The 15,915-nt window shown below is 44.0% G+C and carries 14 protein-coding genes and 1 other RNA gene; 13 read left to right on the top strand and 2 right to left on the bottom strand.

What is annotated here, in order from left to right; genetic code table 11:
* Positions 1 to 142: 142 nt before the first annotated feature.
* Positions 143 to 1,879, bottom strand: coding sequence for a DUF389 domain-containing protein (locus tag H9653_RS00210; protein ID WP_191689638.1), 1,737 nt, complete (start codon positions 1,877 to 1,879; stop codon positions 143 to 145).
* 355 nt (positions 1,880 to 2,234) lie between these two features.
* Here H9653_RS00210 and H9653_RS00205 point away from each other — a divergent pair, with 355 nt between their 5' ends.
* On the top strand, positions 2,235 to 2,444 hold the full coding sequence (locus tag H9653_RS00205) for a hypothetical protein (protein ID WP_144296491.1): 210 nt from the start codon (positions 2,235 to 2,237) through the stop codon (positions 2,442 to 2,444).
* Positions 2,445 to 2,652: 208 nt separating this feature from the next.
* On the opposite strand, the gene H9653_RS00200 is transcribed toward H9653_RS00205, so the two are convergent.
* Positions 2,653 to 4,053 carry a L,D-transpeptidase family protein gene (locus H9653_RS00200; RefSeq protein ID WP_191689637.1) on the bottom strand — a complete coding sequence of 467 codons (1,401 nt, stop codon included), beginning with the start codon at positions 4,051 to 4,053 and terminating at the stop codon, positions 2,653 to 2,655.
* 427 nt (positions 4,054 to 4,480) lie between these two features.
* On the opposite strand from H9653_RS00200, the gene prmB reads away from it, so the two are divergent.
* From prmB to H9653_RS00140, 12 genes are all read left to right on the top strand, one after another.
* The gene (gene prmB, locus H9653_RS00195; protein ID WP_191689636.1) at positions 4,481 to 5,653 is read left to right on the top strand and encodes a 50S ribosomal protein L3 N(5)-glutamine methyltransferase; all 1,173 of its coding nucleotides are present in this window, start codon (positions 4,481 to 4,483) and stop codon (positions 5,651 to 5,653) included.
* Between the two features lie 85 nt (positions 5,654 to 5,738).
* Positions 5,739 to 6,842 carry a chorismate synthase gene (aroC, locus tag H9653_RS00190; RefSeq protein WP_191689634.1) on the top strand — a complete coding sequence of 368 codons (1,104 nt, stop codon included), beginning with the start codon at positions 5,739 to 5,741 and terminating at the stop codon, positions 6,840 to 6,842.
* 189 nt (positions 6,843 to 7,031) lie between these two features.
* Positions 7,032 to 7,703: an alpha/beta hydrolase gene (locus H9653_RS00185; RefSeq protein WP_068404444.1), complete on the top strand. Its 672-nt coding sequence runs from the start codon at positions 7,032 to 7,034 to the stop codon at positions 7,701 to 7,703.
* An 85-nt stretch (positions 7,704 to 7,788) separates the two neighbouring features.
* Positions 7,789 to 8,147, top strand: a transfer-messenger RNA (tmRNA) gene (ssrA, locus tag H9653_RS00180).
* Between the two features lie 163 nt (positions 8,148 to 8,310).
* Positions 8,311 to 9,552, top strand: a complete 1,242-nt coding sequence (locus H9653_RS00175; protein WP_191689632.1) for a tyrosine-type recombinase/integrase — start codon at positions 8,311 to 8,313, stop codon at positions 9,550 to 9,552.
* A 118-nt stretch (positions 9,553 to 9,670) separates the two neighbouring features.
* Complete coding sequence (locus tag H9653_RS00170; RefSeq protein ID WP_191689630.1) at positions 9,671 to 10,792, top strand: hypothetical protein; 1,122 nt, start codon at positions 9,671 to 9,673, stop codon at positions 10,790 to 10,792.
* Between the two features lie 225 nt (positions 10,793 to 11,017).
* Positions 11,018 to 13,243 (top strand): hypothetical protein, encoded by a 2,226-nt coding sequence (locus H9653_RS00165; RefSeq protein ID WP_191689628.1) that lies wholly within the window; start codon positions 11,018 to 11,020, stop codon positions 13,241 to 13,243.
* Between the two features lie 64 nt (positions 13,244 to 13,307).
* Positions 13,308 to 13,664 (top strand): hypothetical protein, encoded by a 357-nt coding sequence (locus H9653_RS00160; RefSeq protein WP_191689627.1) that lies wholly within the window; start codon positions 13,308 to 13,310, stop codon positions 13,662 to 13,664.
* Positions 13,665 to 13,851: 187 nt separating this feature from the next.
* Complete coding sequence (locus tag H9653_RS00155) at positions 13,852 to 14,136, top strand: helix-turn-helix transcriptional regulator (protein WP_225211532.1); 285 nt, start codon at positions 13,852 to 13,854, stop codon at positions 14,134 to 14,136.
* 2 nt (positions 14,137 to 14,138) lie between these two features.
* Positions 14,139 to 14,390, top strand: coding sequence for a helix-turn-helix domain-containing protein (locus H9653_RS00150; protein WP_191689625.1), 252 nt, complete (start codon positions 14,139 to 14,141; stop codon positions 14,388 to 14,390).
* On the top strand, positions 14,387 to 14,662 hold the full coding sequence (locus tag H9653_RS00145; RefSeq protein ID WP_191689623.1) for a hypothetical protein: 276 nt from the start codon (positions 14,387 to 14,389) through the stop codon (positions 14,660 to 14,662). Before H9653_RS00150 ends, H9653_RS00145 begins: the two co-directional genes overlap by 4 nt.
* Before the next feature lie 608 nt (positions 14,663 to 15,270).
* A complete protein-coding gene (locus H9653_RS00140; protein WP_191689621.1) occupies positions 15,271 to 15,852 on the top strand; it encodes a hypothetical protein in 582 nt (193 codons plus the stop codon).
* Positions 15,853 to 15,915: the final 63 nt, after the last annotated feature.

Raw genomic sequence — 15,915 nt, 5'->3', positions numbered from 1 at the left:
ATAATTTTGCAAGCGATTTTAGCACAAACGTACCAAGCGTGTTGAAGATTCATCAGCAAACGCAGTGGAAATAAGGCTTAATTTTCTTTATTAAGCAAGCGCTTGTATTAAGTGACTAGGATAAATTAAACCGTCAAACACATCAGTTGGTTAAAACGGTCACATCGGTTTTATCGAGTTTATCTTGAATAAGTGGGTGTGATTCAATCACCTGCACGGGCATATAGCGTAGCTGTAGCTTAATGGGTAAATAGTCGGGAAAGTGTTCCGCCATATCTTTGCTAATAATCGCCTCAATTTGGCGGACGTCATAAAAGGTAGGGGTAGTCTCGCCGCGAATCACCGCGCGCACGACTTGATGGGAAGTGTCTTTATCGAATTGGGTATTGGTCAGCACGTTACCCTTGTCGCTAAAGTAGCTATTAATCGTCTCTTTGACGCTACTTTCAAACCCTTGCTGCTTGGCGTTGGTTTGTAGGTTGATGGTTAAATAGGTCCCTAAAACGCCTAACAACAATAACGTCACCGCATTACGCCGTAAAAAGGTCCAATAAGTACTTGATTTATAATCATCATCGACCAAGCGGCGAAAACCTAGTAGCCATAATACCAAAGCGTTGGTAAATTGAATGGCGATAATATTGGTCAAGGCCAATAGCAGCGCGCCAAGTCCCATTTGCATCTCACCATTGGCAAATAATATCCCACTGGCGGCAAGCGGTGGCACCAATGCCGTAGCCACGGCGACCCCAACCACAGCGACCGACAAGTGCGGCGAAACCATGGCATAAGCACCTGCCGTACCACCAGCTAAGGCAATCATCAAATCCATCGAAGTTGGCTGGGTGCGCGATAATATCTCGACAGTAAGTGGTTGATCTTTATGTAGCCAACCAACGATGAAACCGACCAACACCACCAAAGAGATGCCAAGAAATACCGTAATAAGTGATTTTCGCAATAGCGGCATACGGTGGTCAATAATCGCCAACGCCACACCAGTGATAGGACCGAGCATCATTGCTACTAGCATCGCGCCGATAACCACCGCTGCCGAATTGGTCACCAAACCATAGCTTGCGATGATAGCCGAGAGGATATTCATCACAAAATACATTTTACTCGGCAGGGCGTTGGCCTCAATCCGGACCCGTACTTCTGGATAGTCTACTTTTTTATTACTGAATTGCTCGGCGACAAACTGCTTATAAGACTCAAGTTTGGCTTCTTTTTTCTCTTTGATCTCTTCATCTTCGATATCTTCTAGATTATCTATATTTACGTGGTTGTCGCCTTCCAAAGCCTTATTAGCGGTTTGGCGTGTGTTTTCAGCCTTATTAACTTCCTGCTTATTTTGTTTGTTATCTTTTTTATCGTTGATGTTATCTATATCTAAGCTATTTAGGTTTTGTTTTACATTCTCTTGCCGTTTTTCTTCAACTACTAATTTTTGAGTTTCTGTGTCTTTTGCATGGTTTTGATTAGAGATAGTTTTATTTGCGGCGGCGTTGACCTCAGTTTTATCCTTATCCTTCTCCTGAAAAAACGCTTCCGCTGTATCGGTAAATTCAATGTCTGAATTATTATTTGTAAATTCATCAACAGGTTGAGAGTCGTCAACGTCTTCCGGCGTTTCTAAGGAAGCAACCACCACATCGGGTGCCACCGTTTCCATTTTGATGGTTGCCTCAGGCACTTGCGCATCTTTTGACGCTGTTGCTCGTTCTTCCTCATTGTTATTTTCGCTATGCGTCTGTTCTTCGATAACAGCCTCGTTGTCGATATTGCCAACATTACGTTTATCTGCAAACTCAGCATCGTTTTTAGGGTGATTCATAGGTAATGAGTCTTTAGAAGTGTCAGCGTGAGAGGAGGTCATAGAAGAAAACTTTATTAAAAAATGAGGTTAGAAGATAAAAGTGGCAGTTCAGAGTATAGAGAACGACAAGAACTCTAAAACTAAAGAAAGCAGAAGGTCTACTATTGTAATGATAAATGTCCAATAGCGTGTAAATTTCTTGTGCCTAAATAGAGGGAGATAAAAGACAGATAAGCGGATAGTTTAGCTATATTTTCAAGAGAAAAATGCCAAGTACAAATCAATAATTATAATATGGCTTTTAATATGAATCACTTGCTATAAATGGGCTGTGGGTCTATAAGAAAAGGCTTACTATTTGTGTGGATTTGGTGTATAAAGGTGTTATACCCACACAATAAATGAGGAATACATCATGAACTGGCCACTATTTTCTGTCATCTATTCAATAGCCGCAACCGTGACCGTCGGTGTATTAATGATTGCCGCTTTGGTCACAGGATTTAACCAAATCCCGCACATCCAAATGGCGGTTGCCGCAGGGATCATTGTATCCATTCCTGCTGCCTTATTTTTTACCAAAAAAGTGGGAAGTATCACGGGTAAGGAAAGTCATAAAGCCTAGGGCTACAAAGCTACGACTTTAAAGCTGAGTTATTTCAAAAGCTGGCTATTTCAAAAGCTAGCAGTTTCAAAAGCCCGCCACCATAAAAATTAAAAATAAAGAAAGGCGGCTTAGCTTTAGACTTTATATAAAATAAAAAACAGCCCCTAAAAAGGAGCTGTTTTTTTATTGCTTATGATGTGTTGTTATGCGTTTTCATTAATAACAACTATTTTAACTCAACGGTGGCGCCATTTTCGATATTGGCATATACCTCTAACACATCCCAGTTTGTCAAACGGACGCAACCAGCGGATGCTTGGCGGCTGATACCTTCAGGTTTCGGTGAGCCATGTAGACCATAAGATGGCTTAGACAAGCCCATCCATACCACACCGACAGGGCTGTTTGGACCTGGTGGTAGCATATGTACTTGTTTGTCTGACCCTTTACCAACGGTCGCTTTATACCACGGCATTTTTACTTTATTAATGATTTTAAACGTGCCTTGCGGTGAAGGTGTCGCATCACTTCCGACTGTTGTTGGATAAGTGGCGACCAGTTTATCACCGTTATAAGCATAAAGGGTTTTGTCGGCTTTATTGGCAACGACGCGATTAATCCGCTGTTTGAGTGGATCGCGCGTATTTAAAACGGTGATGGTTTCGCCAGCTTTATACTGTTTGTTTTTATTTAACTTGTCTAAATAGCGCACATCCATATGGAAGCGCTCACCTAACATCTCTTTGATGTCCTGATAATACAAGCCTTTCATTTTCGATTTGGCTTCTGCACCAGCAGGCGTAGTAGCAAAGTTGGTTTTCACATCATCTTCGGTGATGGTATAAGTCACTAGCACTGGCTTATTGGCTGGGATGTTTTTATTCAAAGCGTCCCACGTTTTTTGATCCATTTTACCAGTCGCAGGCAAGCCTTTCATGGTTTGGAAGTTAATCAGTGCTTTTTTACTGTTCATACCCCAGCCGCCATCGATAGCGCCCGGTGAAGCGTGATTCCAATCCAATAACGCTTGCATTTTGATGGTCATTGCGGAGTTGACCTTCATGTTCGGTGTCCAAGTGGCACCGTTGACTTGTTTGGCGTAATTAGACAGGTTTAGCGTGGTATATTTTTTACCATCGACATCTTCGATACTTTTGATAGAAGTATCGGCTGGGCGGTTATTTGCTACTGCTGCACTAGGAGCGGCAACAGCTTGGCCATCACTGATGTCATCGGTGCTATCAGACTGTACATCTTTACGCGCTAGCTCTTCGACGCTCATATTGTCGGCGCTGACGCTTTGTTGCTCATCTGCTTGTTGCGCGTCATTGTCGTCTTCGTCAGCTTCCTGTTTTTCATCAATCAGCTGCGTCATACGATCAGGCGATTTAGGCTTTAAAGCAGGCGTGGCTACGGCGGGCGCACGACTATCGAGTGAACTGCTGCGGTTTTCTTGCACGTTAAGACTGACTTTTTTCGCCATACTAGGCTGAGCAATAGTAGGCATTGAGTCAGCTTTACGTACTGGTAGAGTGCGCGTATTGTCGGCAGGTACAGCAACAGCGCTGACACTGGCACTAACAATCGCAATAGATATAGCGGTGATAAGGGGCTTTATTTTCATCATATTGGCTTACTTATGGTTATAACTAATGCGGCTATTATGCGCATAATTTGGACGCTTCGCAAACTTTTGACACATCTTTTTTCGTTTAGGGCTTGCTAAACGTCAACAGTTGACGTATTCACTACAGTTGGGAAATAATTTAGTCATGCTAGTTATCAAACAGCATTCACATTTGGTTAGGGTCTTGTTTATTTGCTTTATCGTTAAATGCTAGAGTGATAAGAGGTTAATGATACATTTACCTATCATAAAAGTTGCCTTATTTATTTGCGGTAGCTTTTTGCGCTAAAAAACACAGTCATTGGCGCAGCGCAAGGTTTACGTCTATAATGTATGACAAGTTTTTATTTAATAAATCGGCTGTTAAAAGTCAGCGATTTAACCCATCCGCATGTCGTCGATACGCGTGCAATCAGTAAGGTGTGATATGTCAGAAGACCAAACCATGAGCGCAGAAGAGTTTCAAAATCAGTACTTTGCTGATGAGTCGCAAGGCTTAGAGGATGAGATGACCTACGATTTGGAGTCAGGTCTGCTTGGTGAAGATGATGAGTTTGCCAATCTGCGTGCCGAGCTTGCAGAAGCGCGTGAGCAACTGGTCAGTATTCGTGATTTTATTCGTTTTGCGGTCACGCAGCTGCGCAACTATGACGTGGTCGTCGCTCAAGGGACGACGGATGAATTTGCCGAAGCGTCGGCGATTGTGTTGCACACGCTGTCCTTAGATTGGGCAGCCAATGATCAGATTCTCGATTGCCGTTTAACCACTTCAGAGAAGCAGCAGGTACTGGGCTTATTAGAAGAGCGTATCGCTGAGCGTAAGCCGCTAAGTTATCTCATTAATTTATCGTATTTCTGCGACCTGCCTTTTTATGTCGATGAGCGCGTCCTAATTCCACGCTCACCAATCGCCGAGCTGATTCGTCAGCAGTTCCATCCGTACTTCGATGTTAATGAGTTGGCAAAGCCGCTTGGTATGAGCATGAACAATCAAGCTGCCGCCTTCTTTGACCATGGTTTAGAGATTAAGCAGTTGGCGCAGCCTGAGCGTATTTTGGATTTATGTACCGGTTCTGGTTGTATCGCTATTGCGCTTGCCACCCGCTTTGTTGATGCCTTAGTCGATGCGGTTGATATTGATAAAGGAGCGCTAGAAGTTGCGATGGTCAATGTCGATCATCATGACTTAAGTCATCAAGTTAATGTGATTGAGTCTGACTTATTTGCCAAGATTCCTGCTGAGCATCAATATGAGCTAATCGTTACCAATCCTCCGTATGTCGATGCCGCGATTATGGCCGATTTGCCACCAGAGTTTTTATATGAGCCAGAACATGCGCTCGCTGCCGGTCAGGACGGACTGGATTTGGTACATCGTATCTTGTTTGAAGCGCCAGATTATCTGAGCCCTGAGGGCTTGCTGGTCTGTGAAGTCGGCGATAGTGAATGGGCGTTAAAGCAAGCGTATCCTGAAATCCAATTTGATTGGTTGAAATTCGCTCACGGTGGTCATGGTATTTTTGCTATTACCTATGACGAGCTTATGACTCATCGTCAATTATTCGCCGCTTATGTGCAATTATTAGATGGTAATCAATAAAGTAAAATTGACACTGACAATAAATTAAAAACAGCAATTAAAAAACGGCAATTAAAAAATCGACTTCATTTGTTTAAGGATAAATATGGCTGGCAATAGTATTGGACAGGTTTTCACCGTAACGACGTGCGGTGAGTCGCATGGTGCAGGCCTGATGGCTATCGTCGATGGCGTTCCGCCAGGTTTAGAATTATGCGAAGCAGATTTGCAGATAGATTTGGATCGCCGTAAACCTGGGACGTCTAAATACTCGACCCAGCGCCGTGAGTCTGATGAAGTCGAGATTATCTCTGGGGTATTTGAAGGTAAAACGACGGGCACATCGATTGGGCTTTTGATTCGTAACACCAATCAAAAATCAAAAGATTATAGTGAGATAAAAGATACTTTTCGCCCCGGTCATGCCGATTATACCTATAGTATGAAATACGGCTTTCGTGATTACCGCGGCGGCGGTCGTTCATCTGCGCGCGAAACGGCCATGCGGGTGGCGGCAGGTGCCATCGCTAAAAAATATTTGCATGAGCGCTTAGGCGTGCAAGTACGCGGTCATGTTACCCAAATTGGCTCGGAATACAGTCAAGTGCTAGATGCTAGTCAAATCGATTGGGATTTTGTCAATAGCAATCCGTTTTTTTGTGCAGACGCCGATGCAGTCAGCCGCTTTGAGGTTTTGATAGACAGCTTGCGCCGTGAAGGCACGAGCTGTGGTGCGAGGTTAGAGATTATCGCAAGCGGCGTGCCCGTCGGATTGGGCGAGCCTGTCTTTGACCGTTTAGATGCGGATATTGCCCATGCGATGATGAGTATCAATGCCGTTAAAGGCGTTGAAGTTGGTGATGGTATGGCGGTAGCTGGACAGTTTGGTCATCGCTCACGTGATGAGATGACCCCTGATGGTTTTACCGCCAATCATGCAGGTGGTATCTTGGGTGGTATCTCATCAGGCCAAGATATCCGCGTTAGTATTGCTCTGAAACCAACTTCTAGTATTACGACAGTTGGCAAGAGTATCAATACAGAGGGTGAAGCGATTGAGATGCTAACTAAAGGGCGCCATGACCCTTGCGTGGGTGTGCGCGCGACCCCCATCGCTGAAGCGATGCTAGCGATTGTGTTACTCGATCACTATCTGCGCCATCGTGGTCAAAATGCCGATGTTAAGCTGCCAGTGCAGTCGATTACTTAGATTTTCTACCATCCGTTTATTTGCCCTTTGTCGCATCTACTGCTGTTCTATTAGATACGTTAGAGGGTTTTTTTATGCATGCCTAAAAAGTTAAGTAGGTAAGTTATAAACTCTCATTGAATACGATATATCTTGATTAATCAAAGAAACAAATCTGGTTTTATTTATCAGTTAAAGGAACTTAAAAACATGAGTAACTATTTAGATGCTGTGATTGTTGAACATAATCCTACAAACAAAGTGATTGACCGAGCCGTCATTTGGCTGCATGGTTTGGGTGCTAGCGGTCATGACTTTGAGCCAGTTGTTCCACAGTTAGGTCTTGCGGATGACATGGCAGTACGTTTTATCTTTCCGCATGCGCCTAATCGTCCAGTGACGGTGAATGGTGGTATGGTCATGCCCGCATGGTATGACATCTTAGAAATGAGCCTTGAACGTAAAGTCGATATCGCTCAAATCGAAGAATCTTCTCAGCAAATCCATGACTTGATTGCTCGTGAAATCGAGCGCGGTGTTAAGCCGGAGCATATTGTCATTGCGGGATTTTCGCAGGGCGGGGCAGTGGCGTATCATGTGGCACTTGGCTATCCACAGCGCTTAGCAGGGCTGATGGCGCTGTCTACCTATCTGGCGACCAATGACCATATCAACTATAACGCCGCTAACAAAGACATGCCGATATTGATTGAACACGGTACGCATGACCCTGTGGTGCCTGTGGTTCTAGGCGAACAAGCACAAAATTTGTTATCGGAGAAAGGCTATAGTGTCGTTTACCATACCTACCCGATGGCGCATCAAGTTTGTATGCCGCAGATTCAAAATATTGGCCAATGGATGAATAAAGTTTTGGCTTAGACAATTGAGCTGTAACTTAATGTAATACAGAAAGCGTTTAGGTTGAAAACCGATGGGCAGGTACTATATAATAGTCAGTCTTATTGGGGATGTTCTGGCTTCGACGCTGGTGATGAAACTCAATGATGCATGTCGAGAGTGTATGTCCTCTCGTTAATCAAACATATATTGTTATAGTCGCAAACGACGAAACTTACGCTCTAGCAGCTTAAACCCTGCTTACTTGGTTGCTGATCACCTACAGTTGGTCAACTAAGTTGAAGCGTCCGCATGTAGGCTCGCCACAAGTGATTGTCTCAATTGCTTGGGTTCAAAAGTAGAGAATCGTCCAATCCATCCTGACTGTCGGATCGGTGCGGATTAAAACTAAAGACAGAAACTAAACATGTAGATTCATGAGCGTAATGCTGGCGGACGCGGGTTCAACTCCCGCCATCTCCACCAAACATTGATAAAGGGCTGACCGTCATAGACCGTTAGCCCTTTATTTTGGGCGTTTTTCAAGGATTGAGGGTTATATAGGGGTATGGCGTCCCATATAGAATGTTGGTATTATTGTTGGTATTAGAGTTTATACACGCGCTCAATACCAACAAAGGATAGTCCAATGCCCTTAACTCATACCGTTATCAATAAGCTACAGCCCAGTAGCACCTCGATTGATACAAAGCGACCTGACAAACACAGTGACGGTAACGGGCTGCAATTATGGGTGCGTTACACGGGCGTTAAGTCATGGATTAGCGCCTACCGTTGGCAAGGTAAGCAGCAAACCCTCACTATTGGCACTTATCCAGTAATGAGCCTCCAAAATGCACGCCAGCGCAATATTGAGATAAAACGCTTAATAGCTGATGGTGTGAACCCAAAAGACCATAAGAAAGAGCAGCAAGCCAGCCAAGATGGTTTAAATGTTTTCGATAACATAGCCCAGTCATGGTATGCAGAACGCAAAACCTACCTAGCAGAAAGCACCTTCTCCCGTAACTATTCCGCATACATGCGCGATGTTAAGCCCTCTATTGGTCAAAAGAACATAAACGATATTACTGCGCCTGATGTATTGGCTATCGGTAAAGCAGTAGAGAGCCGCGGCGCTAATGAGATGGCAAGGCGTACTATTAGAGAGATAGGGCAGATATTCAAACACGCCATACGCAATGGACTAGCCACACATAACCCAGCCACCGACCTAGCCGAAGCTATTAAGCCACACAAAACCGTCAATCATAGCCGTATCACTAGCCAGCAATTACCTAAGCTATTAAAAGACATCAATGCTTATGATGGTGATGTATTGGTGAAACTAGGCTTATGGTTTTTATGCTATACGTTTGTACGCACTAATGAATTGCGCTTTATGGAATGGCAGGACATAGATTTTAATCGCGGCTTATGGACTGTCCCAGCTGAAAAGATGAAAGCTAGGCGTTTGCATATTGTGCCACTAGCACCGCAAGCAGTAGCGATATTAAAGCAGATCAAAGAGCTAGGCTTTTCGGATCAATATGTTTTCTTTAATACCTCAACCCGTAAGCCATACAGTCAAAGCGCGTTTATTAATGCTTTATGGAATATGGGCTATAAAGGCAAGATGACGGGGCACGGGTTTAGAGGGCTTGCTAGTACCACACTACATGAGCAGGAATATATGCACGAAGCGATAGAGCTACAACTGGCACACGATAGAGAGAATAAAATCAGTGCAGCCTATAATGGGGCGCAGCACTTGCCATATAGAATAGATATGATGCACCAATGGGCAAAATTTATTGATGATGCTTACGCTGGCAAGATTGATAACGTCATACACGCAAGCTTTAAACAACAAATACAAAAGCATGGGTAACGCCATGTAATAACGACCATGCAAGGCTAGGACTAATTACCCGAACGACAGCTATTCACACCCTTATGCTGTCACTGCCTTGCACCTACTTTGATTTAAGGGTGTAGGGGTGTGAATTGTGAGCTTAGAAGCATATGTGAACCAAGCGCAAGACGAATATATTTCAGTTTTAGATTTTGTTAATGCTTTATACAAGCACGCTAGACCTCAAGTGCCTTTAAAAAACATTTTAGAGTATGTAGGTAATAATTACTCGTTTATTGGTTTAGCGTTATACCAAAAGAAGGGTTTTAACTACATTTCAATTAAACCTACTAGCCTTTCGAAATACGGAAGTTCAATTCGGGTTATCGAGTCCCTTTATGAATGTTTGGACGATACACAGGTAGGTATAATTTATTCAGACGAAACTATGAAGCCTTTCAAAGAGTTTTATTTCAAATCCTCTGATGTGTCAAAATTCTATGAATATGTGGTACGTAATCCCTCTAAAATAGAGGCTATTGGCCCACGACAGTCAAAAGCACCGCCACCGCCAAATCATATCAAAACAGTTTCTACATTCAAGCAAAGAACAATAGGTGACTTAATTAAAGCAAAGCAGCATGAAAGTGCTATTTTGCCTAACGATTGTCAACGCCTAACGATGCTTTATGATTACTTTACACCGCACCAGGCAGGCTGTTTAATCGCAGGCTTGCACCCCGCCTTTAACGGTAGTGATGATGATTTAGAAGTTGCATTAGGAGTTATTGAGGGAGGTATCAAAAAGGGTGGATTGCTACTTGATGATGATGGGCAACTTAATAGTGATGATTTAAAGTCATTCTTGCATAGCAAAAACTGGATAATGACTGGCTTTAACGACAATCTAGCAAGTGATACGAGTAGCTTAGACAAAGAGAATCCAGTTTATAAAAAGCGAGTAGCTGAACTCGAGAAACAGCTGGCAGATGCAAAATTAGAAATAGCAAAATTTAAACGTCAGACAATAGACAGTGCTAGACCAGTAAGTGATGATTTAAAGCAAGTACATCATAGATCAAATAAAACGGTAGATAGGATTATGTATGCAATGGCTAAACTCACTAAGTTTGATAACTCACACCCCACTAGCCAAAACATGCCTTCTCTAAATGCACAGATCACTACTATATTGCAGAATGATGGGTTGCCATTGGAGTATGAAGCAGTAGGGAAATGGCTAACAAGAGTTAATAATATCAAACCCATAAAATAGAGTTTTAACCACACACTACCCTGCCACTGAGCAGGGTTTTTAATATCAAAATCTTACTATTCTACTCAATATTTAAATCAATGTTATCTACTATAGATAAGTTGGTATCTACTATAGAACCTTGAAAGGTCTGCAACTCTTAATCTAAGTTAGGGTTAAAGCGGCAACGTCGCTTACCTGATAGTCAATGCAAGCAGCATTGGCATAACTTAGAGAGGTAGCAACATGGCAGGTACAGAGAAAGAAATAAGAGCATACGTCGCAGCCGAGAAGCGAAAAGGCACGCCTGATGCCAAAATCATAGTAGGCATAACCAATCTAGGTGGGCAGGCAGGTAAAGACGCTCAAAAAATGGTTAAAACCTTACGCGCTGCGGGCATGTCACCTACGCAAGAACTAGGCGCGTATTTTGGATTAAGTACAAAGCCCGTTGACCCAAAAGCTCGAACCAAGAACAAAAACGCTACCGCCGCCGACAAGGTGAAAAGTACCAACTACAGCGCCATGACTGGTGTTGCAAAGTCGTTCGGTAAAGTTGCACAGCTTAATAACAGCTTTGTAGATAATCTCTACGGCGGCATTAATAGCGTGGCTGGCACTAATCTACCAACCAACAACCGCGCAAACTACGATAAAGACGTACAAGCAATGGACGCACGTAAAAACCAGTTACGTGACCAAGCGAACTACAGCGGCATAGACTTAGGCGAACTGACAGGCGATATTGCCGCAAAAGCGCCTTTATACGTGGCGGGCGGCGCACCGTCAGCAGGGGTTAAAGGCTTGGCAGCGTTTGCAGGTCGTGAAGCCGCCATAGGTGGATTAGACGGCTCACTACGCCATTCCAAATCTACAGCCGAACAAGTGGGCAACACAGCACTTGGCGCAATAGGTGGGGCGGCAGGTGGCGTGGCAGGCGTAGCAGTTGGCAAAGGCGTAGGCTATGCAGGCAAGCAAGTAGCAAGACGCGGCGCGAACAAATCAGGTCGTACCGCTACAGCAGCAACCAAGCTAGTTGATGATGCTATCACTGAAACTGGTATTCGAGTAACGCCCGCGACACGAAACCGCCTAGTTAATGATGCCACCAAAAACCTAAGCAAGTCTAAGCAGATTGATGCCGCCGCAGCCGTCCGTAAGTCGTTACTTGATGACAACGGTATTAAGGGCACACGCGCCCAAATATCACGCAATCCACAAGAATGGGCAGCTGAGCGCGAACTTGCTAAACAAGATGGTAACCCATTAAATAATGTCCATATCAACAACAATGAGCAAATTGCTAGTAAGTGGCAGTCATTAGCTGATGAAACAGGCGCAACGCCTACAGACACCAACACGCGCATGGCATCGACATTCCAAACGCTTAAGCAGGGCGATGATGCAGCAAAGGCGAATGTAAGCGGCTTGTATGACAATGCAAGGGCAAGCGCAGGCAATGACGTACCATTGAACCACATGCGCTTTATTAACAATGCCAGTCAAGAATTGGAAGCGCAAGGGCTTGGCACATTCCTAAAAGGTGATATACGCGGCATATTCAAAGGCATGTTCGATGATCCTAACTATCAACTGACACTAGGTAAGTCGGAAGAAATAAACAAGGTGCTCAATGCGCGATTAAAGACCACAACTGACGGCAACGAGCGTTACGCCTTGGGGCTGGTTAAAGATCATCTAGCAAAAGAAGTTGACGAAACAATGAACGCCTTGGGTAGTGTCGATGGTATGCAGGCAAGTGAAGCATGGACAGGTGCAAAGGGTGCACATGCCAGCCGTATGCAAAACATTGAAAGCAACCCCGCGTTAAAAGCGGCATTAGACGATAAAGCCCCTGATGATGCCTTTAAAAAGTATGTGCTCAATGCTGATGAGCGCGACCTTGTGCGATTAGTCGATGACCTAAAGAGCACACCAGAGGGCACGCAAAACTTAGCCGACTTACAAGGGGAAACGATAGAGCACTTTTTGACTAGAGCAACGCAAGCCAATAATGGCGCATTCAGTCCCGCACAGCTTAACAAGGCTATTAACTCGTTTGGTGATAATCGCATGAAAGCACTATTTAGCCCGCAGCAGATAGCCCGTATCAATGACATTAAACAAGTCAGTGATATTTTGATGCAGCAACCACTAGGCGCTCATGTGAACCACTCAAACACATCAAGCGCACTGATTAACGCCTTGGTAGGTGTGGCAGGTTGGGCGGGCAAGATACCACTAGGACTAGGGCACGTTGCTAATATCGCAACTGGTGGCGTAACAGGTGCGGTTAATATGTCCAAAAAAGGCGCAGCCGCAACAGCCACAGCAAAGGCCATGAATGGGCAGGCAGGCATAACAAGGGGCAGCGGCTTAGGATTGACTGATGAGCAAATGAAGCTACTAGGATTGATACCCCAGCGCACAGGGCAGGCAGGCGCGGCAGTGGGTGCCGGTGCCAGTAATTAGAATTGCTGATACTGTGGTTTTTGTTTATAGTACTTTTAAACCAAACAAAATATAGGGATTGATTATGCACAAACTGGCTATAGCTCTATTATGCTCAGGCTTTGCAATTATAGCTCATGCTGAGCGATACGATGTTTACGTACATGATCAATCTTGGGTGCAGCCAAATGATGCGCCGCTAAGAGCCTCTCAAGCAGTCATTGACCCTAGCAGTTGGGGCGATAGTTTTGCAGAAGGGCAGAACATGAGGAAAGCGTGGGACGCTCGCAAGGCTAGAAAAAAGCATGAGAAAGCTATGCAGGAAATGAGCAGTCTTGATTTAAGCGACAATCACGCTGTAATGGAATTTGCCAAGAAATATCCCGATAGCGTGGATAGTCTAAAAAGTATGCTTCAATTACAAAGACAGCTCAAAAATTAATCACTTAACGCTCAATAACAGCCACCTTAACGGGTGGTTTTTTTGTGTCTATAAATAAAGAAAGTTATCTACTATAGATAACCTGCTATCTACTATAGAACTTTGAACACCTTATAACCCCTAATCTAACCTTATCAGTCGTAGCGCACCGTTATGACGCACAAGGCAACTATACGGAGTTATAAGCATGTCAAATACAGACAAACCAGTTATCCCTTTCTCTGATAACACCTCGAACGATACCGAAGCAACCGCCGCAAACAGACCAGTTATGCAACTGCCTATTACTGGCATGGGCAGGGCTAAAGATATTCTGCCATTTCTACCATTTAGCAAAACCACCCTTTTTGAATGGTCAAAAGATGGACGTTTCCCAGCGGGCAAGAAGCTAAGTCCTACTATGACTGCATGGAGCTATGCAGACATTCATGCGTGGCTAAAATCTCATGCCTCAACCGCTAGCGAGGCGTAAAGATGACTACTACACGGCAAACAAAGCAGAAATATAAGCAAATCATCCTTAACCATATGCTAGCAGGCAAAAGCCTATCCACTTATGAAGCATACGACCTTTATAACATTACGTGCTTTTTACAGCGTATTAGCGATTTAAGACGCTCAGGCATAACTATTCAAGATGAATGGGTAAAGAATAACGGCAAACGGTTTAAGCGTTATTGGATAGACCAGCCAACCGATAATGACACTAGTGGGGTACAACTATGAGCCAATCAAACGACATATTAGAACCGCGCCTAGTGGCAGTAGATAGCTATTATCTGTCTGTCATTAATGAACGCATACAAGACTTATCAAACGATGCTGAAAGCCTATCAATGGCGCTTAATGCTATCAAGACCGATGATGACGCAAGCAGGGGTGTGATAGTCGCTGTAAGGTCTGCCTTACTCGCTAATAGTGAACTAGCAACCATCTTAAGCGAACAGATGGACGGGCTTATATTACTGCCAACAGTGGAGGTAACAAGCCATGATTAGCAATCACACTAGAATCAAGCTTACACCCCGTCACCGGTCAAATTCGAGTCTAAATGATACGAATTCGAGTGTAAAAGTACAGAATTCGAGCCTATATGACATAAATTCGAGTTTTAGTAGCAGCATTGCAAATATGTCTGCTAAATCAGAAGGATTCACTAAATATCGACTCAAACCACGCAACAAAAAAAATGATGTAACAGGGGAGGTTACCCATTTTTCGACTTTTAATAATAGTGAAAGCCAGTGCTTTACAAGTGATGATAACAAGCGTTACTATAGAGTCCTCTCAAATTCTAACAGCGGTCATGCCAGCCGTCACCCTTTGGCTTTTTTTGTGCCTGATAATGGAGTGGACTCTCAAATCCATTCTAACTATTCAAGCACAGCCCCTAAAGCGCACTTAAGCGCATCAAGGGCGCAAACCCTCATATTTATGGCAGCACCTCAATGCTTGTCAAACGACTATGACGGGATGACACTGCAAAATAAAATAGCCGTAAGGCGAATATGCAGGGCGGTTTCTGTTAGAACCGAGAGTGAACCCCGTCACCCTATACCTTTATCGTATAGCGTGGCACCTACTCAAAATCTAACAGGAGGCTATCATGCCTAATTCAATCCGTACCACCTCAAACACTCAAACCCCTACTAACAGCACACTAGCCACATTCAAGGCAGGTGATGCCGTCTTATGCCCGTCTGTAGGCGATGGTACTTACAAGCTATTCAACAAGTCAAAAGACTGCCTAACTATCAATATTGGCAATGTTGAGTGCTTATATCGCGCTGATGGTAGGGCATATCATGATGACTGCTATGTATTGCCCTCACTATTCCATGACACCGAAGCCAACCGCCAAGCAATAGCCACGCTATACAGTGGCAGTCAATCAAACCAGCGCACACTCATAGACACCACCGAAGCAGACGATAAACAAGTGATTTTAATATCTGCTTTTGATTTATCCGATATTGCTTGTGATATTGATGGGGCAGCCACTGCCTTATATGATATTGGGCAGCTACTAGCACTCATTCACTATGACAAGATAGAAGCGCACACAGTCCCAGCACTGGCACGCCTAGCACATGATGCCACCGACACATGGGCAAACCTACTATATGAAAAATTAGAGGGCATTAACGACACCCTAGCAATGACTGGCTATAGCAAGGTGGGCAAATAATGAAAACCTACCCACCAAAGCAAAGCCGTAGGCATGCTAAGCGTAAGAGCTACTACAAGAAAT

It is taken from the genome of Psychrobacter communis, from assembly GCF_014836505.1.
In the GTDB taxonomy this organism is placed as follows: domain Bacteria; phylum Pseudomonadota; class Gammaproteobacteria; order Pseudomonadales; family Moraxellaceae; genus Psychrobacter; species Psychrobacter faecalis.
Note: the sequence above shows the minus strand (reverse complement) of the source record. Positions and strands in the feature narration are given on the sequence as shown.

What these genes read in the sequence shown, in the direction of transcription:
- H9653_RS00210 (WP_191689638.1), bottom strand. Translation starts at nt 1,879, where the DNA reads ATGACCTCCTCTCACGCTGACACTTCTAAAGACTCATTACCTATGAAT.
- H9653_RS00205 (WP_144296491.1), top strand. Translation starts at nt 2,235, where the DNA reads ATGAACTGGCCACTATTTTCTGTCATCTATTCAATAGCCGCAACCGTG.
- H9653_RS00200 (WP_191689637.1), bottom strand. Translation starts at nt 4,053, where the DNA reads ATGATGAAAATAAAGCCCCTTATCACCGCTATATCTATTGCGATTGTT.
- prmB (WP_191689636.1), top strand. Translation starts at nt 4,481, where the DNA reads ATGTCAGAAGACCAAACCATGAGCGCAGAAGAGTTTCAAAATCAGTAC.
- aroC (WP_191689634.1), top strand. Translation starts at nt 5,739, where the DNA reads ATGGCTGGCAATAGTATTGGACAGGTTTTCACCGTAACGACGTGCGGT.
- H9653_RS00185 (WP_068404444.1), top strand. Translation starts at nt 7,032, where the DNA reads ATGAGTAACTATTTAGATGCTGTGATTGTTGAACATAATCCTACAAAC.
- H9653_RS00175 (WP_191689632.1), top strand. Translation starts at nt 8,311, where the DNA reads ATGCCCTTAACTCATACCGTTATCAATAAGCTACAGCCCAGTAGCACC.
- H9653_RS00165 (WP_191689628.1), top strand. Translation starts at nt 11,018, where the DNA reads ATGGCAGGTACAGAGAAAGAAATAAGAGCATACGTCGCAGCCGAGAAG.
- H9653_RS00160 (WP_191689627.1), top strand. Translation starts at nt 13,308, where the DNA reads ATGCACAAACTGGCTATAGCTCTATTATGCTCAGGCTTTGCAATTATA.
- H9653_RS00155 (WP_225211532.1), top strand. Translation starts at nt 13,852, where the DNA reads ATGTCAAATACAGACAAACCAGTTATCCCTTTCTCTGATAACACCTCG.
- H9653_RS00150 (WP_191689625.1), top strand. Translation starts at nt 14,139, where the DNA reads ATGACTACTACACGGCAAACAAAGCAGAAATATAAGCAAATCATCCTT.
- H9653_RS00145 (WP_191689623.1), top strand. Translation starts at nt 14,387, where the DNA reads ATGAGCCAATCAAACGACATATTAGAACCGCGCCTAGTGGCAGTAGAT.
- H9653_RS00140 (WP_191689621.1), top strand. Translation starts at nt 15,271, where the DNA reads ATGCCTAATTCAATCCGTACCACCTCAAACACTCAAACCCCTACTAAC.